The sequence below is a fragment of the Fulvimarina pelagi HTCC2506 genome, assembly GCF_000153705.1.
Lineage (GTDB): Bacteria > Pseudomonadota > Alphaproteobacteria > Rhizobiales > Rhizobiaceae > Fulvimarina > Fulvimarina pelagi.
In genome coordinates this window covers 525,563-547,794 of sequence record NZ_DS022272.1, presented here as the reverse complement: position 1 = coordinate 547,794, position 22,232 = coordinate 525,563, and the positions used below count along the sequence as shown (strand labels likewise).

Below are 22,232 nucleotides of genomic sequence, written 5' to 3'. Positions count from 1 at the left end.
CGATGTGGAGTTTCGCAAGTCCCCTCGCCTTCCTGTTCTTGCCGCTGCCCTTTCTCGCCATGCGGCTCCTGCCGGGACGCCGCGCGGTGACCGGCGCGCTTCTGGTCCCGGCGACGATCGGCCGAAGCTTTCCGGAGAATGCGGCCGATGCCGTGCGGCTGCGGGCGAAACGTGCGATCCCGATCGTCCTCTGGCTCGCCCTCGTCACCGCGATCGCCGGTCCCCAGAAGCTCGAACCGGTCGACGCCCTGCCCGCCACCGGACGTGACCTCATCCTCGCCATCGATCTCTCGGGCAGCATGGAGCGCGAGGACTTCGACCTCGACGGGCGCACCGTGACGCGCCTCGACGCCGTGAAGGCCGTCGCCAAGGAGTTCGTCACCAGCCGCGCAGGCGACCGGGTGGGGCTTATCCTCTTCGCCGAATTCGCCTACACGGCCGCCCCTCTGACCTTCGATGTCGCGGCCGTCTCGCGGATCGTCGACGAAGCGACGATCGGCATTTCGGGACGGTCCACGGCGATCGCCGGTGGTCTCGGCCTTGCCTTGAAGCGGCTGAAACGGTCGGACGCGCAGTCGCGGGTCGTCATCCTCCTCTCCGACGGCTCCGACACCAGCGGCAACGTTCTGCCGCGCGATTCGGCGCGTCTCGCCGAACAACTGGGCGTGACGGTGCATACGATCGCGCTCGGCCCGGAGGACATGGAGACGGCCCCGCAGACCCGCGACGCCGTCGACACCGCGACGCTTCGCGACATCGCTGAACTCAGCGGCGGCCGGACCTTTCGCGTGCGCAACACCGACGATCTGCGCGCGGTCACCGCCGAGATCGACCGATTGGAAGCCAGCGGATTCGATCAGCCGGCCGCCACCGTGCGGCGCGACTACTGGCCCTATCCGGCTGTCCTCGCCCTTGGCCTCTCCATTCTCCTCATCGCCAGCCGGAGGGCGATCTGATGTGGGAGCTTGGATCGCTGATCCTCTTGAGGCCCTGGTGGCTGCTCGCGCTCGCAGGCCTCGTGGTTCTCGCTGTCATCGCGCTGCGCCGCGCGCGAGGCCTCGGCGCCTGGGAAAGTGCCGTTGATCGACCGCTGCTGTCGGCCATGGAGCGGTTCGGGCGTGTCGTGCCCGGCAAGGCCCGCCGTATCCTGCCGCCGATCGGCACGGCCGCCGCCCTCATCCTCGCCCTTTCCGGCCCGGCGACGCGGATCGCCAACCCGGAGACCTTCCGCAATCTCGATGGGGTCGTCATCGCCGTCGATCTCTCGCGATCGATCGTCGAGGGCGGCAGTCTGGACGACGCTCAGGTCGCCGCCCAAAGCGTCCTTCAGAATTCGGCCGGCCGGCCGGTCGCGCTTCTCGTCTATGCCGGCGAGGCCTATGTCGCGAGTGCCTTTACCAGCGATGCCCTTGCCCTCTCACCGCTGATCGCGGTCCTTGGGAAGGACATCGTGCCCAATCCCGGTTCACGGACCGACCGGGCACTGACACTCGCCGCCCGCATCTTCGAGGAAGCCGACATCTTGTCGGGCGACGTTGTCGTCGTCACGGACGGCGATCAACTGACGCCTCAAGCCTTCAACACCGCGCAGGATCTTGCCGAGAGCGACATCCATGTCAGCGCGTTTCTGGTCGAGCCGAGCGGCGATCACGAAGATATGCCGGCGCCAGACGAGGCAGGACTTGAACGTCTCACCCTGATCGGGGATGGCGGGTTCGGCCAGGCGATCGCCCCGACGGCGCTCGCGCGTTCGATCGGTCGGCGTGCGGCGAGCGACCTTGCAAGTGGAGACGCCTCCGCCTTGTTCTTCCGTGATTACGGGCGCTATCTTCTTCTGATCGCTTTGCCTTTCGCGCTTCTCCTCTTCAGACGGGCGACCTGATATGCGTTGGCCCCTGATTCTCTCCTGCATTCTAGGCTCGGCGGCAGCGGCTTTCGCTGCCGGACCCCAGGCATTCGGCAAGATCGCGCTTGTCACCGGCTTTCCGGACCTTGCCGCGCGTCTTGTTGATGACCCGCAGATAGACGGGATCGCCCGCTTCGAAGCCGGCGACTATCAGGCTGCGGACGAGGCCTTCGCCGCATCCGGCAAGGAGGCGACCTACAATCGCGGCATGTCGCTCGCCGCGCTCGGCGACTATGCCCTCAGCGTTGCCTATTTCGATGCCGTCCTCTTCGTCGATCCGACCGACGAAGACGCCCGCTTCAACCGCGACCTCGTCGCGGCGAGGGTCGCGGACGTCGTCTCGGAATCGAACGAGATCGACGGCGTGGCGGCGACCGTCGAGACCGAGGAGTCGGAAGCGCAGGCGACCGAACGCGACATCCTCGAAAGCCAACCCGTTCTCGCTCAGCGCAGCATCCTCGATCCTCGGGTCGAGCGGATGACCGCTGCGACCGAAGGGTGGCTCGAAACCCTGCCAGATGAGCCGGCGGTCTATCTCGCTCGCCGCATCCGCGCGGAGAACGAGCGCCGCCAGGATCTCGGCCTCGCCAACCCACCGGAGGACAACGCATGGTGATGCAGCGTTTCAACCGACGCGCCGTCTGCCTCGCCGGGCTCTCGCTTCTCGCGCTGCCGACGGCGGCTATGGCGCAGGCCGATCCGAGGGTCGCGGAGGGCGACACCCGCCTTCTCGTGGAGATCGAAGCCGGCAGCGAGACGCCGTTTGTCGGCGAGATGATCCTCGTCACCATAACCGGCTATTACGATGTCACCATTACGCTCGAAAATTTCGAGGGTATCGAACTGCCGAATTTCACGTGGATTCAGCTCGGCCGGGACGTGTGGTCGCGCGGGCGGATCGGCGGCCGCGAGTTCGTTACGATGGAGCGGAAACTCGCGCTTTATCCCCAGAAGGCCGGCGTTCAGCGTATTGGTCCCTTCAAACACAACCTCACGCTGATGGAGGGCAAGTCCGACCGATTCAAGCATCAGGTCGTTTCCGAACAGATCGATATCGAGATCAAGCCAAAACCGAAGACCAACGGCGGATGGTGGTTTCCGGCCAAAGAGGTCGTCATGACGGATGATTGGGACATGGATCCCTCACGCATGGCAAACGGGGCAACCGCGACACGGACGATCAGGATTGTCGCCGAAGGACAGCCGGCGGAGATGCTACCCAATCCGCCTATGATGACTGCCAACTGGCTGATCTCCTTCATCGCGCCGGAAAAACGCTCGACAGAAATTACGCGTAATGGTCCGATTGGCACGGTCGAATGGACCTGGCGGCTACGCCCCTCGAACGCTGAACCAGGCGAGATTCGTGCTTTCCGAATCCCTTGGTTCGATACGACAAGCCGGCATATGCGCGAGCTCGTGATCGACTCTCAACGCGTCGCTTTCGCGGCCATCGAGGAAGACGAAGCGGAGGAGAATCTTGGCGCGGATCTCGCCGGTCTCGCGCTGCCCGCCCTGCTAGGCCTTCTCGTTCCGGTGGCTGCGATCTTGCCCGGACGACGCTTCCTACCGGCAAAGCTCCTTGGTTCACGGATTGCGCGGGCGTTCCCTTCGCGCGACCGGCTTGCGCTCGAACTGGCGCTGTGGCGCCGTGATGTGCGAGCCTATCGAAGACATGCGGGTCGACTGATCCGCCGCTCCGGCGCATCGCACGAAATGCTGATTGCCGATCTCGACCGCTCGCTCTACGGACACGACGGGAACGAGACCACGGCGCCGAACCTGCGCACGATCCACAGAAAGCTGGTTGCGAGTGGCGCTCTCTTTTCGTTTCGATGAACGTGATGTCCGGAAGGAAGGAGGCTCCCTTTGAAAGCCGGAAACGAAAGCAGCCGGAAAGCGGAGGCTTCCCGGCTGCAAGAAGGCGATTGAACGGAATCAGCGTTTCAGATTGACGAGCAGGTCCAGCATTTCCGAACCGGTCTGGAACGTCTTCGAGTTCGCGGCATAGGAGCGCTGCGTCACGATCATGTCCGTGAGTTCGCTCGCGAGATCGACGTTCGACTCCTCGAGCGCACCAGAAATCAGATCACCAAAACCGAGTTCGCCCGAGAAACCAAATTGCGGGTCTCCAGACAACTGACTGGGCCGAAAGACGTTGCCGCTGATGACATCTAGCTGGTCCGGGCTCTGAAACCTTGCGAGTTGGATGCGATCGAGTTCGATCTGCCGGCCTGTCGTCAGAATTCCGAAGACACGGCCGTCATCACTGATCGTGAAGTCGCTAAACCCGGTGGCTGGATTTCCGTTGGCTTCCGCCTGGAACGTGAAAGCGGCGTCGTAGCTGGTCAATTGCCCCAGGTTGAGAGCGACCGTCGATGGTGCGCCACCACCACCATTTGCGGGCGGCACGATCTGTAGATTGCCTGCCGTTGTGATCGGCGGGTTTGGAAGCCCCGTTGCGGCATCGAATGTGACCGAAACTGTAACCGGCGCGCTCGCCGACGGCGCATCGAAGGTCAGGTCCCATTGGTCTGCACCGGTTCGCGTCGCCGTCATCGACACGTTGACCGCTTCACCACGTGAGTTGAAGGCCGTGAAAGAGCCCGTATGGGTCCCGGTCCCATTCAACGGAAGCTGCATCGACAATTCTGAGGTCGTCGTCGCCTGCGGCGCCACGATCTCGCCGACCGGGACCTGAACAGGACCGTTTTGACCGGTCAGCTTGTAGCCGGCAGCATTGACAAGGAATGTTTCTCCGGTGTCGGGCTCGGTGCGCTGTACGAAGGAGCCGGCACGCGTGAAAAAGGGCTGGCCGTTCTGGTCCTCAACGACGAAGAAGCCGTCGCCACTGATGGCGAGGTCGGTTTTCGAAGACGTTGTCGTGACGAGGCCCTGCGTACTGATGTCGTACCGGGTCTGGGAGAGGACGGAGCCCGATGTGTAGTTGCCGCGCCCGCCACTATTGATGACGAGTGAAGAAAACTCGACATCGGCGCGTTTATACCCCGTCGTTGCGCTGTTCGCGATGTTATCTGACACGGCGGAGAGCTTGTTGGACTGGGCGTTCATGCCCGAGACGCTAGTGCGGAAGACGCCGTTGATGCTCATCGAAAATTGCCCGTAAGTCCGTTGTTCGGTTGGACGGGCACGCTAGCGGGCTTCGCTGGTCCGAAGATTGATTTAACACCCTTCTAACGATTTGCGTCTTCGGACATGGCCTTATCCAAAAGCACTTCGCGGCTCATTACGAAGCCGCCTTCGGCCCAAAGCCGTTTCATCCGCTGCATTGCCTTGCCGAGATCGGGCCCTGGCGAATAGCCCGCCGCAAGCATGTCCTCGCCATTGAGCGGGAAGTCGGGTGGCGCGAAACCGGAAGCAACAGCGAGTTGCGCAGTAAGACGGCTCGATACTTGCAGGTCCTCCTTCTGACGCGCAAGCGTGAGCGCCAGCTTCAAACGGTCGGCTATCGCGGTCGGATCGCCGAAATATAGGCGCGCTCGGAGCGCGCCGTCGCTTTCCTCAGCGCTTGGGTTCTCGGCATCGGCATAGGCGAGAAGCCGGTCGCGCTCCTTCTTGGAGAGCTTAAGCCGGCCGGCCAGTTCGCCGATCCGCGCGGCATCGGGCGGAATGATCGCAAGGAGGCGCAGCAGCGGATCGGCCGACCAGCCGAACTGGGTTTCGGTGTCGATCAGCGGATGGATGTTGTCGATCCCCCAGCGCTCGCTCTCGGGCAGCACCGCCGTCAGGACCCCGGCCTGCCGCATCCAGAGAAGCGCGCGGCTCGGATCGGGCGCGCCGAGCAGCTTCTTCAACTCCATCCATATCCGTTCGGCGGAGAGATGCGCGAGGCCCGCTTTCAACTTCGCCGAGGCTCGGATACCGGCGGCGTCCGGCCGACCTCTGCCATACCAAGCGAAGAAGCGGTAGAAACGAAGAATTCGCAGATAGTCTTCTTTGATACGGGCTTCCGCGTCACCGATGAACCGCAGCACACGGCCCTCGATATCGGCAAGCCCGCCCACGGGATCCACGATCTCGCCGTCAGCCTTCGCGTAGAGCGCGTTGATTGTGAAATCCCGGCGCCAGGCGTCGGCCTCCCAGTCGCGGCCGAACTTCACTTCGGCATGCCGCCCATCGGTCGAGAGGTCCTCCCGCAGTGTCGTGACTTCGAAGGGCCTGCCGTTGGCAATGACAGTGATCGTACCATGCTCGATCCCCGTCGGCACGACTTTGAAGCCGCTCGACTCGATACGCCTCGAAGCCTCATCCGGCAGACAGGTAGTCGCTATATCGATATCGGAGACTGGCTGCCCAAGAAGCGTGTTGCGAACCGGGCCACCGACGATCCTCGCCTCCTCCTCGCCCTCATTGAGCACAGCCAATACGGATTGCAACAGGGGATCGCGCAGCCAGTCTTCCTCGATACGGGTCGCCGTCATGCGTAATATCTCTCGTAGAGCGTTCTGAGGATTCCGGCCGTCACGCCCCAAATGTAGCGTTCACCATAAGGCATCTCGTAGAAATGGCGCTCGACGCCGCCCCAGACTTTCGAGGCCCTGACATGGTTCGCCTCGGTCATGAGAAAAGAGAGCGGCGTCTCGAAAATGTCCGCGACCTCCGCCGGGTTGGCTTCGAGCTCGAAACCCGGCCTGACGATGCCGACGACGGGCGTAATTCGAAATCCCGTCGTCGTTAGATAGCGCGGTAGCCGGCCGAGAATCTTAACCTCCTCCGGCGCGAGTGAGATCTCCTCATGTGCCTCTCGGAGCGCGGCGTCTTCAGGCGATGGATCGGTCTTGTCCACCGATCCACCCGGAAAGGCGATCTGGCCAGAATGCTTTCGGAGGGACTGCGTGCGCTGGGTCAAGATTACGCTCGCGCCGTCCCGGCGATCGACTATGGGCACGAGGACTGCGGCTTCGCGGGCACCCTCGCGTTCCATCAGCTGGACGATGTCCGGGTTGAGGAGGTGATCACCGAATTCACGATCCGGCGCCGGCTGGTCTGACCGTGATTCGAAACGAAGACGCAGGTCATCTGCCGTGAAGAGCTCGTACTCGGCGCTCGCACGGTTTGCCATGTCACTCATCGGCGAGACCGCCTTTCGGTCCCGCAAAGCGCACGCCGCCTGACCTCAGGAAGATGCCGTCCGCGTCTTTCTCCAGCCATTCGGCGACCTCCATCGCGACCGGCCTCGACAGTTTGGCGCGAAGCCCGGCGCGTACGAGGAGATAGGGCGTGAATGCGTCGTCCAAGACGTCTGGAAGCTCAATGGCATGGTCGGGACCGGCCGTGACGAGATCGCCGATATTGGTACGAAAGGTCAGTGCCGGCTCCTCGCCTTCTAGGTGTCGCGCCACCTCGACTGCGATGAAATGCGCGTCCTCGACTGTGATTATCAACTTCTCGACAGGCGTGACGAGATAGGTCTCTCCATCGCCCTCCACCTTCAGAACCGAGGCGAAGAGACGCACCAGGGAGGGTCGTTCGATGGGACTTCCCTGATAGAACCACCGCCCGTCTCGGGCGATCCGCATGTCGATTTTGCCGCAATAGGGCGGGTTCCACCGCTCGACCGGCGCGCCTGTGGCAGACGCACCTTCGGCCCTTGCAGCAAGCGCTGCGAGCCCTGCAGAATCTGTTCGGTTCGTATCATTCATCATGGCGCCATATAGAAGAGATCTACCCATACCGGGACCCTCCCCTTGCCAAACGATCGAGGACCCGATCGTTGAAGGTCACAAAAGTGTTCAACGGCGGCGCTTGCCTCAAAAGGGGCGAACCGCTTTCATAACTCGAAACTGTTTTGAAACGGCGGTGTCGAAACGGCCAGCCTTTCAAGCGCCGGGCAGCGAAAACGATGCGGGCTATCGGGCAAACCTGCGCGGCAACGAACTGAAGATTGTGTTGTGAGGCGCTATATCCGCATGCACAACACCGCCGCCCAAATTCTCGCAGGACGATCGAAGGACCTGACATGACGGCTCATGCATCCACCGAGGCACGGCTCTCCGAAAGCGAGATTGTCGAACAGGCTGAGCGTGCCCTCGCCGATATCGCCAAGGTAAAGAAGTCCGTAGGAACGGTGATCTTCGGCCAGGAAAGCGTGGTCGAACAGAGCATGATCGCGATCCTCGCCGGCGGCCATGGTCTTCTGGTTGGCGTTCCGGGCTTGGCCAAGACCAAGCTCGTCGAAACGCTCGGTGGTGCGCTCGGCCTCAACGCACGCCGCATCCAGTTCACACCCGATCTCATGCCGTCGGACATCATCGGCACCGAAGTGATGGACCAGGACGAAGCCGGTCGCCGCTCATTTCGTTACGTGAAGGGTCCGGTCTTCGCTCAACTCCTGATGGCCGACGAGATCAACCGCGCATCTCCCCGCACTCAGTCGGCTCTCCTGCAGTCGATGCAGGAATATCACGTGACGGTGGCAGGCGAGCGGCACGATCTGCCGAGACCGTTCCACGTCCTGGCCACCCAGAACCCGCTGGAGCAGGAGGGCACCTATCCGCTGCCGGAAGCCCAGCTCGACCGATTCCTCATGCAGATCGACGTCTTTTATCCCGATATCGACGCCGAGCGCCGCATTTTGCTCGAGACCACAGGCGGGCCGACCGAGGAGACCGTCGATGGCGTCGTGACTGCCGAACGCCTGATCGAGATCCAGTCGCTGGTGCGCCGCATGCCGGTTGCCGAAAGCGTGGTCGAGGCAATCCTGCGCCTCGTACGCTCGGCCCGTCCCGGCAACGGCCACAAGGAAGCCGACGACCATATCTCCTGGGGCCCTGGCCCCCGCGCATCCCAGGCGCTCATGACCTGCGTCAGGGCGCGCGCGCTCTACGAAGGCCGCCTCGCACCATCTATCGACGATGTGATGGCGTTGGCCGAACCGATCCTCCAGCACCGTATGGCGCTGAACTTCGCGGCGCGCGCCGAGGGCATGAGTGTGCGCGACGTGATCGGCGCTCTCAAGCGCGACGCCGCATGATTGTGAAACGATAGGCTCGATATTTGCGGATGCCGATCGGTACGACAACGGACCTGACCAGTTCCTCCGACGCCCTTGTCAGGGCTCGTCAGCGCGCGGCCCTCATGCCGGACCTTCTCGTCGAGGCGAACCGGGTGGTCGCGACGGTCATCGCCGGTTGGCACGGCCGCAAGCGCCGCGGCGTCGGGGAAAATTTCTGGCAGTTCCGGCCATTCGTACATGGCGAGCAGGTCTCGCGCATCGACTGGCGCCGCTCGGCCCGCGACGACCATATCTATCTGCGCGACCGGGAATGGGAAGCAGCGCACACGGTATGGCTCTGGGCCGATCCCTCGCCTTCCATGCGCTTCCAGTCGAAAGCGGCGCAAGTCTCGAAGGAATCGCGCGCGCTGGTTCTTATCCTGGCGCTTGCCGAGATTCTATCGCGCTCCGGCGAGCGCATCGGCTACCCGGGAGTTATCGATCCGCTGTCGGCGAGGAATGCTGCCGAAAGGATCGCCACGGCGCTCACCACGCGGCGCCCAGAGGACGACTTCCCCCCGGACGACCGCTTTCGCCAGCATTCGGAGGTCGTGCTGATCTCGGACTTTCTCGATCCGATCGACGAGACGCTTGCCCGGATCGACAGAATAGGCGGGCGCGGTGTGCGCGGCCACCTTGTGATGGTCAACGATCCGGCAGAAGAGGTCTTTCCTTACAGCGGCCGCACTGAGTTCCGCGATCCGGAGACCGGAGCCAAGTTGACGGCCGGCCGCGCCGAGACGCTGCAGGCCGACTACCAGAACATCATGGCAGCCCGGCGTGAAACATTGGCACGCCACTGCCGGCGGCTCGGCTGGAGCTTCATCGCGCACCGCACCGACAATCTCGCTTCGGAAGTCCTCGTCGCACTTCACGGCCAGCTCTCCGGCGTCCCGCAAGCCCCACGGAGAAGCGCGTGATCGCAGGTCTCAGCCTATCCTTCGGAGCGCCGCTGGTTCTTGCCGGCCTCTTGGCGCTGCCGGTCATCTGGTGGCTCCTGAAACTGACGCCGCCGCGTCCGCAGACCGAGGCCTTCCCGCCGCTTCGCATCCTCCAGCGCGTTCTGAAGAGCGAGGAGACGCCGTCGAAGTCGCCCTGGTGGCTGACGCTTCTGCGGCTCCTGCTGGCCGCGCTCATAATCTTTGCGCTTGCGGCGCCGACGCTCAACCCGCGCGAGACGCTGATTTCCGGCAACGGGCCAGTCGCCCTGGTGATTGACAACGGCTGGGCCAGTACCACCAATTGGGACGAAACGGTCTCGACTGCTGGAACGATCATCGGCCAGGCAACGGATGCCGGTCGTCCCGTTTCCCTCGTCTTCACTGCCGAGAACACCGACAACGATGCGACGCCGGTCGAGGCGGCGACGGCGCTGGAGCGTCTTGCAGCGGCAAGCCCGAGACCGATCCCCGTCGACCGGATCGCCGCCTTCGAACGCCTTGCGACAGCCCTCGAAGGCGATCAGCTTGGCTCCCTTGCCTTTCTCTCAGACGGTCTCGACGCCGAGGCGACGGACGCCGCAGCCGAGATCGCAGGCCAACTCGGCGCAGGCGAGACGCTTCTATACGAGCCCTCGATCGAGGGAATCACCGCGCTGACGGCCGCCGACAATTCGACCGATGCCCTCGTCGTCGATGCCATTCGCCCCTCGGGCCGCGAAACCGGCTATCAGGCCGATATTCTAGCCGTCGACTCGCAGGGACGTGAGGTCGCACGCACGCAGTTGGGCTTTGGCACGGGCGAGACCGAAGCCCAGGCGCGCTTCGCGATCCCAGTAGAATTGCGCAACGACATCGCACGTCTGGAGGTCGAAAACCGCGAAAACGCCGCCGAAGTGCGGCTCGTGGACGACTCCTTCCGCCGCCGTCGTGTCGCGCTCGTCTCGGGCGAGGCCGCCGACCTTGCCCAGCCGCTGCTCTCGCCGCTCTACTACATCAGCCGAGCGCTCGAGCCCTTTGCTGACATCGTGCGAGCTCAGAGCGCCGATTTGTCGGATGCGATCCCGAACCTTCTCGAACAGCGCCCGTCCGTCGTCGTCCTCGCCGATATCGGCGTCCTGCCTGACAGTGCCCGCGAGGCGCTCGAGACCTTCGTCGAGAACGGTGGCTATCTCGTGCGTTTCGCCGGCCCACGTCTTGCGGCAACCACAGGCGAAGATACTCTGGTCCCCGTCAATTTGCGGCAAGGCGAACGTCAACTCGGCGGCGCCATGTCCTGGGTCGAGCCGCAGACCGTCGCGCCGATGGATGGACAGAGCCCGTTCGCCGGCATCGCGGTGCCCGACGACGTCACTGTTGCGCGGCAGGTGCTCGCCGAACCTTCGGTCGAACTCTCCGAGCGTACTTGGGCGAGCCTTGCCGACGGCACACCCCTCGTCACCGCCGAAAGCCTGGGCGCGGGCACAATCGTGCTATTTCACGTTACGGCCGAGGCCACATGGTCGAACCTTCCTATCAGCGGTGCCTTCGTCGACATGCTGAGGCGCATCGTTTCACAATCGCGAGCCGATGGTGGTGCTCCTGCCGATGCCGACGAGGCAGCAAAGAGCCTGCCGCCCTATCGTGTTCTCTCCGCTGATGGGCGCCTCATCGCGCCCGGCCCGGATGCGGAGCCACTCGAAACCGGCTCGGAGGTTGCGGTCGATGCCGCGCATCCGCCGGGTCTCTACGGGAGCGAGGACGGCTACCGGGCGATCAATCTCTTCGCCGCGGATGACGAACTTGCACCACTCCCCGCCCTCGAATGGGGACCAAACACGGCCGACATGCAGTATCAGAACGAAGAAGCCGTGGACTTGGCGCCTTGGCTGCTCGCGGCGGCACTTTTCCTCTTCGCACTGGATGCGCTGGCCCTTCTCTGGCTGAACGGCGGGTTTGCCCGTCTTCGCAGCCTAGCGACGCGCCGCGGCGAAACGGCTCTGCCCGTCGTCCTCGCGGCAGCCTTCGGTGCATCAGTCCTCGCGATGACACCCGGCCCTGCCATGGCGCAAGAAACGCAGGATACGGAGCCGGGCGAACAGGCATCCTCCGGCCCGCTCGACCTCGAAGACATGGAGCGTGCGATCCGGGCAACCGAGACCACTCATCTTGCTTATGTCCAGACGGGAGATTCCGCTGTCGACGATCTTTCAGCATCGGGCCTTTCCGGCCTCACCCAGTTCATCGCCTCCAAGACCGCACTCGAACCGGGCGATCCTATGGGGGTCGACATCGAGACTGACGAACTCGCCTTCTATCCGCTGATCTACTGGCCGATCGATCCGACCACGCCGATGCCGTCCGACGACGCCATCAGCCGGATCGACGCCTATATGAAACAGGGTGGAACGGTGCTCTTCGACGTCGCGAGCGACGCCATGACAGGATTTTCAAGCGGCAATGCATCGTCGGGCGAAATGCGACTGCGCGACATCATCGGCGATCTCGACATACCGCCTTTAGAGCCCGTGCCGCAGGATCATGTCCTGACCAAATCCTTCTATATCCTCGAAGAATTCGTCGGGCGCTATACCGACTCCGAGCTCTGGGTGGAAAGCCTCGTCGAAGACGCCGAGGGCGAAATGCGCCCGGCCCGGGGCGGCGACGGCGTGTCGTCCATCATGATAACCTCAAACGACTTCGCCAGCGCTTGGGCCGTCGACGATGCGGGACTCTTCCTCTTCCCCACCAACACCTCCGATCCAACGCAGCGTGAGCTCGCCTACCGCGCCGGCGTGAACATTGTGATGTACGTGCTGACAGGAAACTACAAGGCCGATCAGGTTCACATTCCGGCGCTTCTCGAAAGGCTCGGTCAATAATGAACTGGTCCCTCGACTTTGCCCCGTTCTTCTCCTGGACGACGATCCTTGCCCTGGCGGTGCCAGCTGCGCTGATCGCGGCCGGGCTGGTCTTCGCGGGGATGCGAGGCGCCTTCGTGCGCGTTGCTGCGCTCGCGGCGCTCATCGTGGCGCTGGTTAACCCAGTAATGCTCCGCGAGGAACGCGATCCGCTGCAATCTGTCGTCGCCATTATCGCCGATCGAAGCCAGAGCCAGACGATTGAGGATCGCGACGACGAGACGACAGAGGCCGTCGAGGCGCTGCGAACCAGCCTTGCGCGCTTTCCGGAATTCGAAGTGCGCACCGTCGAAGCCCGTTCCGGCGAAACACCGGATAGCGATGCAACGACCGCGCTCTTCTCCGCGCTGTCCGGCGCGCTCGACGACGTGCCGCCCGCGCGGGTAGCTGGTGCGATCCTGGTGACGGATGGTCAGGTGCACGACATTCCGGAAAACGCTTCGCGCATTGGTTTTTCTGCGCCGCTGCACGGCCTCATCACCGGACGCGAAGACGAATTCGACCGGCGCGTCGAGATACTTTCCGCCCCCCGTTTCGGTCTCGTCGACGAGCCGCAGGATCTCACCTATCAGGTATACGAGAGCGGTCCGTCCGACGGCGGGCCGGTCTCGGTGGACATATTCCTTAACGGCGATCTCATCTCTCGCGAAACTGCTCAGGTGGGCGAAGAGACGCGGCTCTCGTTCGAGTTGCCCCGCGCCGGCCGGAACATCCTCGAAGTCGCGGTCGAGGAAGAGCCCACCGAAATTACGGACGTCAACAACCGCTCGATCGCGATCGTAGACGGTATCCGCGAGAACCTGCGCGTGCTTCTCGTCTCGGGCGAGCCCCACGCAGGCGAACGGACCTGGCGCAACCTCCTGAAGTCGGACGCAGCGATCGATCTCGTGCATTTCACAATCCTGCGGCCGCCGGAGAAGCAGGACGGCACGCCGATCAACGAGTTGTCGCTCATTGCCTTCCCGACCCGCGAACTCTTCGTCGAGAAGATCGAGGATTTCGACCTGATCATCTTCGACCGCTATCAGGAACGCGGTGTGCTTCCGGCACTCTACTTCGATTACATCGCGCAATATGTCGAAAACGGTGGCGCCATGCTTGTCGCTTCCGGGCCGGAATATGCCGGTCGCGACAGTATCGCCACCACGCCGCTCGAAGCGATCCTGCCGGCCCTGCCAAGTGGCGGGATCGACGAGGAAGCATACTATCCGACACTCTCAGAGCTCGGCGCAAAGCATCCTGTGACACGTGACCTGCCCGGCTCGAACGTCGAACCGCCGGACTGGTCCCCGTGGTTTCGGTACATCGATGTCGGCGACACTGAAGGCGACGCAGTGATGAATGGGCCGAACGACAAGCCGCTGCTCCTGCTGGACCGCGTCGGCGAAGGCCGCATCGCACTTCTCCTGTCAGATCAAGAATGGCTATGGTCGCGCGGTTACGAGGGCGGCGGACCCCATGTGGCGCTCTTCCGGCGCCTCGCCCACTGGCTGATGCGCGAGCCAGAACTTGAAGAAGAGGCGCTGCGCGCCGAAGCCGTCGCCTCCGACCTTGTCGTCACGCGCCAGACAATCGGCGACGATCCGGGCCCGGCGACGATCATCACCCCGTCCGGTGAGGCGACGGAAATCGAACTGTCGGAGGGTGAGCCGGGTCTATGGGAAGGTCGGCTGGAAACCGAAGAACTCGGGCTTTTCCAAGTTGCAAATGGCGATCTCAGGGCGCTCGCCAATGTCGGACCGGTTAACCCGCGCGAGTATCGTGAAGCAGTCTCCACCGGCGAGAAACTTGCGCCGATCGCAGAAGAAACCCGTGGCTCAATCCGTCGCATCGCGGCGGGCGACGAGGTCGAGGTGCCTCGGGTCGTTCCGATCTCTGGCCGCGCCAGCGCAGAAGGCCGGAACTGGATCGGTCTTCGCACGACCGAGGAGACGGTGCTCAGAGGTGTAGATCGTACGCCACTCTTCGGTGGCTTCCTCGGTCTCGCCGTGTTGCTGCTTGCTCTATCGGCCACCTGGTATCGCGAGGGACGATAGGCGCGTATCGCCGTCACATATAAGATTGGAACCTATCGAGCGCAAAAGTCAGCTATCCCAGATTGATTTTTGCGTGCGCCTCATGGATAGTCAGTCACAGTCTGTCATGCGTTCAGTCAGCTTTCGCAGAGAGCCCATGCTAAACGGAAAGGCAGTTAGAGCGATGTCGTCCGGTTTTTCGAGCCGAGCCGGGTTTCCAATAGGGCCGGCGACAACCGATATAGGTCGGGCGCCAAAATCGAGCTTTGATGCATAGCTGACGGGCGAAGTTTGAAACGCACCGACACGGCCTCTTTCCAGAAACTCGGCGGTCACGATGAGCGGAAAGAAGAGAGATCCGAATTCCGAAACTTCGAGGATATCCGGCCTGTTAGAGCAGTTGACAAGGCGGATGCATTCGCAGGGCTTTGCCGCACGGCTCTTTCCCGCGCAGTGGGCCGCGTTGCGCTACATCCACACCGCGCCGGAGCATTTGCGAACCGCAATTGATCTCGCGCGCTTCCAGGGTCTCGCCTCGGGCGCGGTCGCCCGCACCGTTCGCACGCTCATCCGTAAGGGCTTCATCGAAAAGAAGGGCACGATCGGTCGCGGCCGGGCGGAGCAGCTCGAACTGACCGAACGCGGGCGTGCGCTGCTGAAAAAGGACCCGATGAAGACGATCGAGACCGCAATCGGCGAGCTCGACGCGAATCAGCGGGAGGGCCTCTCTGCCGGCTTGCGCATTCTCGTCAACGCGATCGGCGGCGAGGAGATGATCGGAACGGTGGCTGGAGAAAACGAAGCGGACGACCCCCGCGATGATGTATCGTAACAGATTGTGGCCGAGCCTTCAGTAGAGGCGGCCGCCGATCGGAACATCCTTGTCCGGCCGTATCAGGACAACCTCGCCGGCATCATCCGGCACGCCCAGTGTCAGCACCTCCGACATGAACTTCCCGATCTGGCGGGGCGGAAAGTTCACCACGGCCATAACCTGTTTTCCGACGAGCTCGCCCGGCTCATAGTGCTTGGTAATCTGCGCGGATGATTTCTTGACGCCGATGTCCTCGCCGAAATCGATCTTCAGCTTGACCGCCGGTTTGCGAGCTTCCGGAAAGGGCTCCGACTCGACGATCACCCCTACGCGAATATCGCATTTCAGGAAATCGTCGAACGAAATCGTCTCTGTGTCTTCAGCATACATTTCCGACCCGCTGCAGCCTGCTTCAAGCGAAAGGATTCAATCCTTTGAAAGCTCTATCGCACGGTCGCGCGCAGCTTTCACCGTCTTTTCGATGAGCGGCGGAAGGCCGTTTTCCTCGTCCATCAACACGCAAAGGCCAGCTTCGGTCGTCCCGTTCGGCGACGTCACGTTCTTTCGCAGCTTGGCCGGCGCCTCGTCCGAACGGATCATGAGTTCTCCCGCCCCCGCCACCGTGTGCATTGCAAGGCGCATTGCGAGATCGGCGGGAAGCCCGACCGCCTCGCCAGCTCTCGCCATGCATTCGGCGAGGTGGAAGACATAGGCCGGACCGCTGCCCGAAACGCCGGTGACGGCGTCGATCAGTTCCTCGGTCTCGACCCATTCCACCTGGCCTGATGCCGACAGGAGTTGGTCCGCAATCTCTTTTTGCTCTTCAGAGACATTGTCGTTGGCGAAGGCGCCGGTCACGCCTCGCCCGATGAGCGCCGGCGTGTTTGGCATAGCGCGCACGATCGGCCGATCGCCGAGATGAACGCACAGTGTTTCAACTGTTGTTCCGGCCGCGATTGAGACGGCCAGCGTTCTCTTGCCGAGTGCAGGCATCAGCGCTGGAAGCGCCTTCCCCATCATCTGCGGCTTCACCGCTACGAGGACGACGTCCGCCTGGAAATCCGACGGCACCGATGTCTCGTGTCGAAACCGGTGCTTTTCGATCAGCTTGGCAAGCGCCTCGCCGCGGTTCGGGTCAACGACCAGCAGTCCATTAGGATCGACATCGCCATTCAGCCAACCGCCCATGAGAGCGCAGCCCATATTGCCGCCGCCGAGAACGAGAATCCGCTTCCCCTGCAATGTCACGCTGCTCAGGCCTCGCCGACCGTGTCGAACATTGCCGCTGCGAGCGCCTCGTGAGCCGCTTTGTTGGCCCAGATCACATATTGAAACGCCTGATAGAAGCGGTCCGACTGATCGAGCGCGTTCGCAAGCATCGCCTCCGCCTGGGTGCTCGTCGCCTCGACGCCACCTGCCAACAGAAGCGCATTGCGGAAGATCACCGCACCCTCGGCGTCCCAGTAGCCGAAATGCCCCAGAACCAGCTTTTCGTTGACCAGAGCGATCAACCGCCCGATTTCCTCGCGGCGATGGGGTGGAACTTTCAGATCGAAGGCGCAACCAAGATGCAGCGCCTCAAGATTGTCGATCCAAGAGAAAGAGACCGCATAATCGGTCCAGATGCCTTGGACCGTCATCGCAAGCTCGTCCTCGCAGGAGCGCTCGAACACCCAGTCGCGCGCCGCCGCGACCCATTCAATCGTATCGACCGGGTGCGCTTGCCTGAAGCCCCCGTCTTCGAGAAGATGACTCATGAATTTTCCTCGTGTGCCGCATCTTGCCACCCGGTGCGGTGTGGCCCGAAGGAGATCGCCGCCGCCTATGGCGAATCACCTTCGAAGACCAGCATACAGACGCCGAGTCCGGCGCTTAAGTCCCTCTTCTGCTTTTTCACACTTCCGAAACAATTCTCGATTCAACACCTGAGCTCAAGTGAGTCGAAACGTGAGTCGCGACAGGGCTTTGCAGCTGTCAACGCGCCGTGAAAATTCCTGTGGAAGGGCTGTGGATAACAGCGTGCGACGCCTTCCGCGAGAGTGGCGCGCGACCGGTCAGGACGATTGGCCGCCGAGCTTTTCCTCGAGCGCCGCGATCCGCGCCTTCAAGGTCTCGTTTTCCGAGCGTGCCTTGATCGCCATCTCGCGGACTGCTTCGAACTCCTCGCGCTGGACGATATCCATCTGGCTCATCAGGCGTTCGCCCTGTGCGCGAAAGAACGTCTCGGCCTCGCGCCGTGCCCCTTGGGCGGCGCCTGCTGCATCGGTCATCACGCGCGCGAACTCGTCGAGAACGCGGTTGGGTCCCTGGCTTCGCATGAAATTTGCTCCGTTTTGCGTGGTTCGTCGGTGATGCGTAGACCTTTGAGGTAGAGATGCTAGGGCGCAGCGGCAATGCCGGTTGGGTCGACCGGTCGCGATATTGCGAACTAGGCAATCTCTCTGGCCGATATCGGCAAGACAGATCGGCTTCGGATGCCCGCCTTGACCCGGCCAAACTGCCTCGCCAAACCGACCGCAAGATGAATCAGGCCCCGACCGTGTTCGGGCATGCCCAGAATGACAGGACCGCCCGATGATCCCCTTCACGACGTTCGGCGTCTTGACCTATCCGCAGATCGATCCCGTGTTTCTTGATCTCGGCTTTCTGCAATTGCGCTGGTATGGGCTTGCTTATGTTGTCGGCATCTTGTGCGGGTGGCTCTACGGACGAAGCATCGCGAGCAATCCGAAGCTCTGGCCGGACCGCGTCTCGCCCCTGACAAAGACCGAGGCCGACGATTTCGTCCTCTACATTACTCTCGGCATCGTTCTCGGCGGACGCTTTGGCTCCGTTTTGTTCTATGATTTCGAACGCTACCTCGCCGATCCGTTGGCTGTCTTCCGGGTCTGGGAAGGCGGTATGGCCTTTCATGGCGGGCTGATCGGCGTCGTGATCGCGATCTTCATCTTCTGCCGTGTCCACAAGGTGCCGCTCTGGTCGATGCTCGACATCGCGGCCGCCTGCGTCCCCTTCGGTCTGTTCTTCGGGCGGGTCGCCAATTTCATCAACGGCGAACTCTGGGGTGCGCCGACCAATGTACCCTGGGCGATGGTCTTTCCGGATGCGGGACCCGAACCCCGCCATCCGAGCCAGCTTTACGAAGCGGCGCTTGAAGGTATCCTGCTTTTCGTCGTCCTTCGCATCGCGACCCACCATTTCGGCATGTTCAAGCGGCCCCGCTTCGTGGGTGGGCTGTTTCTCTTCACCTATGCTGCGGCGCGCATCTTCGTGGAATTCTTCCGAATGCCGGATGCCCATCTCGGCTATTTCTTCGGCGGCTGGCTGACGATGGGCATGATCCTGTCGATCCCGATGCTGCTCATCGGCCTCTGGGGCATGGCGTATTCGAGATATCATTCCTACGCAGTTGACCCACGCATAATCGCCAAGCGGGCGAAAGCTGAAGAGGGCGCGAAGGCGGCTTGACCTCCGTCCTCTCTGAGAAGATCACGCAAGAAATCCGCGAGCGCGGACCGATGACGGTCGAGCGCTTCTGGGAGATCGCGCTCTTCGATCGGCGGCATGGTTATTACTCGGCGCATGAGCCGTTCGGGCGTGCCGGCGACTTCACCACCGCCCCCGAGATAAGCCAGATGTTCGGCGAACTGATCGGGGCTTGGTGCGCGGGCGCTTGGGTCCAACTCGGACGTCCCGTGCCGTTTCTCCTGACCGAGATCGGTCCCGGCCGCGGCACCCTGATGGCCGATCTACTGCGCACGCTTCGTCGAACTGCACCCGATTGCCTCGCTGCGGCCCGCATCCGGCTTGTCGAAACCAGCGAACGCCTTGCCGCGCTTCAGGCGAGCCGGCTCGAAGGGTTCGATCTGCCGATCAAGCGCGTGCGGCGCATCGGCGAATTGGAAGAAATGCCGGCAGTCGTCGTAGCGAACGAACTTTTCGACGCGGTGCCGATCCGGCAGACCGTCTTTCATGAGGGCCGCTGGCACGAACGGACGATCGAGCTTCAGAATGACGGCAGCTTGGGCTTCGCTATGGGCAAGACGCTCGACAGCCTGCCCGCCTGCCTGTCGGTCATTAAAATGCACGGTATCGAAGACGGAGCGATCGCGGAATTTTCGCCGGCCCGCGAGGGGCTTGCGGCCGAACTTGGTGCACGATTACGGCGGACCAGCGGCGCCGGCCTTTTCATCGACTACGGGCACGCCCAGACGGCTGTCGGCGACACCTTTCAAGCGGTAGCCGCCCACCGCTACGTCCCGGTTCTCGACAATCCCGGCGAGGCTGACCTTACGAGTCATGTCGATTTCGAAAGTCTTACCCGCCGTTTCGGCGAGGCCGGGCTTACGTCTTCGCCGGTCCGCACACAGGGCGAGTTCCTTCTGTCCTTAGGCCTTCTCGAACGCGCCGGACGCCTCGGCGCGCCGCTCGACGAGGCCGGCCGGGACCGAATCCGCATGGATGTTCAACGTCTTGCCGGAAGCGGCCCGGAAGACATGGGCGACCTCTTCAAGGTGTTCGCCGTCGCCTCCGCGCCGCTCGACATTCCGCCCTTCTCGATGGGGAACGGCGATTGACTTCGCCCTGTGCCTCCACCACCATCCCCGCCGGTCACGACATGACGGCACGGGGCGGCTCAAGAGTGCTGAACGAAATCGACGTTGAAACGGCCGAAGCTTTCGGACCGGCGATTACCCACGGGTTCTTCACCCGGGGCGGCGGCGTGTCGACAGATCTCTACGCCTCGCTAAACATGGGTCTCGGCTCGAACGACGAGCGCGAAGCGGTCAAGGAGAACCGCACGCGCGCCCTCGCCTATCTGGGGATCGCGCCGGACCGGCTCGCGACGCCGTGGCAGATCCATTCGGCAACGGCAGTCGTGGTCGACGCGCCCTTCGGGGCAGAACGACCGAAAGCAGATGCCGTGGTGACAGAGACCCCGGGGCTCGCGGTGGGCGTTGTCACAGCTGACTGCGGCCCGATCCTCTTTGCGGACTTAGAAGCCGGCGTCGTCGCTGCCGCCCATGCCGGCTGGAAGGGTGCGACGGGCGGCATTATCGAGGCAACCCTCGAGGCGATGATCGGGCTCGGCGCGAAACTCTCATGCATAACGGCGGTCCTCGGCCCGACGATCAGCCAGGCAAATTACGAGGTGGGCGCGGAGCGGCTCGACGAGGCCATAGAAGCGGCCGGGCCTGGTGCTCGCAGGTTCTTCAAGGACGGTGTCGCGGCCGGCAAGTATCAGTTCGATCTGCCGGGCCTCATCATCGAGCGTCTCCGAAAGGCCGGTGTCGACGGACGATCCGTCGACATATGTACCTATGGCGATCAGCGGTTCTTTTCGTTCCGCCGGGCGACCCATCGCGGCGATCCGGATTACGGGCGCCAGCTTTCAGCAATCGCGGTCAAAGGCTGAACGGAATGCTGCATTTCACCCCCGAGGAATTCGAGGCTCGACAGGCGCGTCTTGCAGCGCGCATGAAAGAGGAGAAGCTCGATGCCTTGATGCTCTTCTCACAGGAATCGATGTACTGGCTCACCGGTTACGATTCCTTCGGCTTCTGCTTCTTTCAATGCCTGGTCTTCACCGCCGAAGGCCAGATGCGGCTCCTCACGCGATCGGCCGACATAAGGCAAGCGCGCCAGACATCGATCATTGAGACCGTCGTCGTCTGGCGCGACCGCGGCAACGCTGATCCGGTGATCGAATTGCGCGACATGCTGGAGGACATGGATCTTCTCGGGGCGAAGATCGGCGTGGAATGGGCGACTCACGGCCTCACTGCGGCAAACGGCAAGATCGTCGAAGAACGCCTCGGCTCGTTCGCCTCGCTCAAGGACGCATCGCTGTTCGTTCCGATGATCCGGGCCGTCAAATCACCAGCCGAGATCACGCATGTTCGTGAGGCGACCCGTCTCGCCGACGACGCCTATCAGGAGATCCTCCCGTTGATCAAACCGGGCGCCGACGAGGGCGAACTCCTTTCGGTGCTCCAAGGGACGATCCTGAAGAAGGGTGGGGACTATCCGGCCAATCCCTTCATCATCGGCTCGGGCGAAGCTGCCCTTCTCTGCCGCTACAAGTCCGGCCGCACCAAATTGAAGGACCAGGACCAGCTCACCCTCGAATGGGCCGGCGTAAAAGCGCAGTACCATTCGGCATTGATGCGCACGATCATCATCGGAGAACCAACCGAGCGCCACCTGGAACTCCATACCGCCGCGACCGAGGCACTCGAAGCGGTGGAGAAGGCAATGCGTCCCGGTAACACCTTTGGCGACGTCTTCGACGCCCATGCCGCTGTCATGGAGGATCACGATCTCGCCCGCCACAGACTTTCAGCGTGCGGCTACTCACTCGGTGCGCGTTACGCGCCTTCCTGGATGGACGCCCCCATGTTCATGGCAGGGAACGCCGCTGCGATCGAACCTGACATGACGCTGTTCGCTCACATGATCATCATGGACTCCGAGACTGGCACTGCCATGACGCTTGGCCGGACCTATCTGACGACCGAAGGCGCGCCGGAACCCTTCTCGAAACTACCCCTCGACCTTCCTGTAATCCGCCCCTGAGACTCTGGACTTCTCGTCGTTAAGACTCCGTTTACTTTGAGGAATAACTTAAAGGCACCGGAGCGGGC

The 22,232-nt window shown here is 62.7% G+C and carries 21 protein-coding genes; 13 read left to right on the top strand and 8 right to left on the bottom strand.

Annotated elements, in window-relative coordinates:
* Window positions 1-2 precede the first annotated feature (2 nt).
* The 4 genes from FP2506_RS02555 to FP2506_RS02540 are packed head-to-tail and all read left to right on the top strand — an operon-like array spanning window position 3 to window position 3,745.
* The gene (locus FP2506_RS02555) at window positions 3-956 is read left to right on the top strand and encodes a VWA domain-containing protein (protein WP_007065811.1); all 954 of its coding nucleotides are present in this window, start codon (window positions 3-5) and stop codon (window positions 954-956) included.
* Window positions 956-1,882, top strand: a complete 927-nt coding sequence (locus FP2506_RS02550) for a VWA domain-containing protein (RefSeq protein WP_007065810.1) — start codon at window positions 956-958, stop codon at window positions 1,880-1,882. The genes FP2506_RS02555 and FP2506_RS02550 overlap by 1 nt, the downstream gene beginning before the upstream one ends.
* Window position 1,883: 1 nt before the next feature.
* Entirely contained in the window at window positions 1,884-2,522 is a 639-nt protein-coding gene (locus FP2506_RS02545) for a hypothetical protein (protein WP_007065809.1), read from the top strand.
* Window positions 2,516-3,745: a BatD family protein gene (locus tag FP2506_RS02540; RefSeq protein ID WP_007065808.1), complete on the top strand. Its 1,230-nt coding sequence runs from the start codon at window positions 2,516-2,518 to the stop codon at window positions 3,743-3,745. Before FP2506_RS02545 ends, FP2506_RS02540 begins: the two co-directional genes overlap by 7 nt.
* Before the next feature lie 99 nt (window positions 3,746-3,844).
* Here FP2506_RS02540 and FP2506_RS02535 read toward each other — a convergent pair whose 3' ends face one another.
* The 4 genes from FP2506_RS02535 to FP2506_RS02520 all read right to left on the bottom strand — a co-directional run bounded on the left by FP2506_RS02535 (window position 3,845) and on the right by FP2506_RS02520 (window position 7,599).
* Entirely contained in the window at window positions 3,845-5,017 is a 1,173-nt protein-coding gene (locus tag FP2506_RS02535; protein ID WP_007065807.1) for a flagellar hook protein FlgE, read from the bottom strand.
* Between the two features lie 83 nt (window positions 5,018-5,100).
* On the bottom strand, window positions 5,101-6,348 hold the full coding sequence (locus tag FP2506_RS02530) for a CCA tRNA nucleotidyltransferase (protein WP_007065806.1): 1,248 nt from the start codon (window positions 6,346-6,348) through the stop codon (window positions 5,101-5,103).
* Window positions 6,345-6,989 (bottom strand): CoA pyrophosphatase, encoded by a 645-nt coding sequence (locus FP2506_RS02525; protein ID WP_007065805.1) that lies wholly within the window; start codon window positions 6,987-6,989, stop codon window positions 6,345-6,347. The genes FP2506_RS02530 and FP2506_RS02525 overlap by 4 nt, the downstream gene beginning before the upstream one ends.
* Before the next feature lies 1 nt (window position 6,990).
* Window positions 6,991-7,599 carry a DUF1285 domain-containing protein gene (locus FP2506_RS02520; RefSeq protein WP_244404112.1) on the bottom strand — a complete coding sequence of 203 codons (609 nt, stop codon included), beginning with the start codon at window positions 7,597-7,599 and terminating at the stop codon, window positions 6,991-6,993.
* A 287-nt stretch (window positions 7,600-7,886) separates the two neighbouring features.
* Here FP2506_RS02520 and FP2506_RS02515 point away from each other — a divergent pair, with 287 nt between their 5' ends.
* The 5 genes from FP2506_RS02515 to FP2506_RS02495 all read left to right on the top strand — a co-directional run bounded on the left by FP2506_RS02515 (window position 7,887) and on the right by FP2506_RS02495 (window position 15,606).
* Window positions 7,887-8,900, top strand: a complete 1,014-nt coding sequence (locus tag FP2506_RS02515; protein ID WP_007065802.1) for an AAA family ATPase — start codon at window positions 7,887-7,889, stop codon at window positions 8,898-8,900.
* A gap of 29 nt (window positions 8,901-8,929) precedes the next feature.
* On the top strand, window positions 8,930-9,841 hold the full coding sequence (locus FP2506_RS02510; protein WP_007065801.1) for a DUF58 domain-containing protein: 912 nt from the start codon (window positions 8,930-8,932) through the stop codon (window positions 9,839-9,841).
* Window positions 9,841-12,720, top strand: coding sequence for a DUF4159 domain-containing protein (locus tag FP2506_RS02505; protein WP_040489328.1), 2,880 nt, complete (start codon window positions 9,841-9,843; stop codon window positions 12,718-12,720). Before FP2506_RS02510 ends, FP2506_RS02505 begins: the two co-directional genes overlap by 1 nt.
* Window positions 12,720-14,795 (top strand): hypothetical protein, encoded by a 2,076-nt coding sequence (locus FP2506_RS02500; protein WP_007065799.1) that lies wholly within the window; start codon window positions 12,720-12,722, stop codon window positions 14,793-14,795. Before FP2506_RS02505 ends, FP2506_RS02500 begins: the two co-directional genes overlap by 1 nt.
* A gap of 391 nt (window positions 14,796-15,186) precedes the next feature.
* Complete coding sequence (locus tag FP2506_RS02495) at window positions 15,187-15,606, top strand: MarR family winged helix-turn-helix transcriptional regulator (protein ID WP_007065798.1); 420 nt, start codon at window positions 15,187-15,189, stop codon at window positions 15,604-15,606.
* Window positions 15,607-15,624: 18 nt separating this feature from the next.
* Here FP2506_RS02495 and FP2506_RS02490 read toward each other — a convergent pair whose 3' ends face one another.
* From FP2506_RS02490 to FP2506_RS02475, 4 genes are all read right to left on the bottom strand, one after another.
* Window positions 15,625-15,978 carry a tRNA-binding protein gene (locus FP2506_RS02490; protein ID WP_007065797.1) on the bottom strand — a complete coding sequence of 118 codons (354 nt, stop codon included), beginning with the start codon at window positions 15,976-15,978 and terminating at the stop codon, window positions 15,625-15,627.
* 36 nt (window positions 15,979-16,014) lie between these two features.
* Window positions 16,015-16,830 (bottom strand): pyrroline-5-carboxylate reductase, encoded by an 816-nt coding sequence (gene proC / locus FP2506_RS02485; RefSeq protein ID WP_007065796.1) that lies wholly within the window; start codon window positions 16,828-16,830, stop codon window positions 16,015-16,017.
* Between the two features lie 11 nt (window positions 16,831-16,841).
* Complete coding sequence (locus FP2506_RS02480; RefSeq protein ID WP_007065795.1) at window positions 16,842-17,345, bottom strand: type III secretion system chaperone family protein; 504 nt, start codon at window positions 17,343-17,345, stop codon at window positions 16,842-16,844.
* Between the two features lie 297 nt (window positions 17,346-17,642).
* A complete protein-coding gene (locus tag FP2506_RS02475; protein ID WP_007065794.1) occupies window positions 17,643-17,906 on the bottom strand; it encodes an accessory factor UbiK family protein in 264 nt (87 codons plus the stop codon).
* A gap of 256 nt (window positions 17,907-18,162) precedes the next feature.
* Between FP2506_RS02475 and lgt the strand changes: the two genes are divergently transcribed.
* From lgt to FP2506_RS02455, 4 genes are read left to right on the top strand one after another with little or no spacing between them, the layout of a single operon-like run.
* Complete coding sequence (gene lgt / locus FP2506_RS02470; RefSeq protein WP_007065793.1) at window positions 18,163-19,056, top strand: prolipoprotein diacylglyceryl transferase; 894 nt, start codon at window positions 18,163-18,165, stop codon at window positions 19,054-19,056.
* A complete protein-coding gene (locus FP2506_RS02465) occupies window positions 19,053-20,165 on the top strand; it encodes a class I SAM-dependent methyltransferase (protein WP_007065792.1) in 1,113 nt (370 codons plus the stop codon). The genes lgt and FP2506_RS02465 overlap by 4 nt, the downstream gene beginning before the upstream one ends.
* Before the next feature lie 41 nt (window positions 20,166-20,206).
* Window positions 20,207-21,004 (top strand): peptidoglycan editing factor PgeF, encoded by a 798-nt coding sequence (pgeF, locus tag FP2506_RS02460; protein ID WP_007065791.1) that lies wholly within the window; start codon window positions 20,207-20,209, stop codon window positions 21,002-21,004.
* 5 nt (window positions 21,005-21,009) lie between these two features.
* Window positions 21,010-22,164: a M24 family metallopeptidase gene (locus tag FP2506_RS02455; RefSeq protein ID WP_007065790.1), complete on the top strand. Its 1,155-nt coding sequence runs from the start codon at window positions 21,010-21,012 to the stop codon at window positions 22,162-22,164.
* Window positions 22,165-22,232 lie beyond the last annotated feature (68 nt).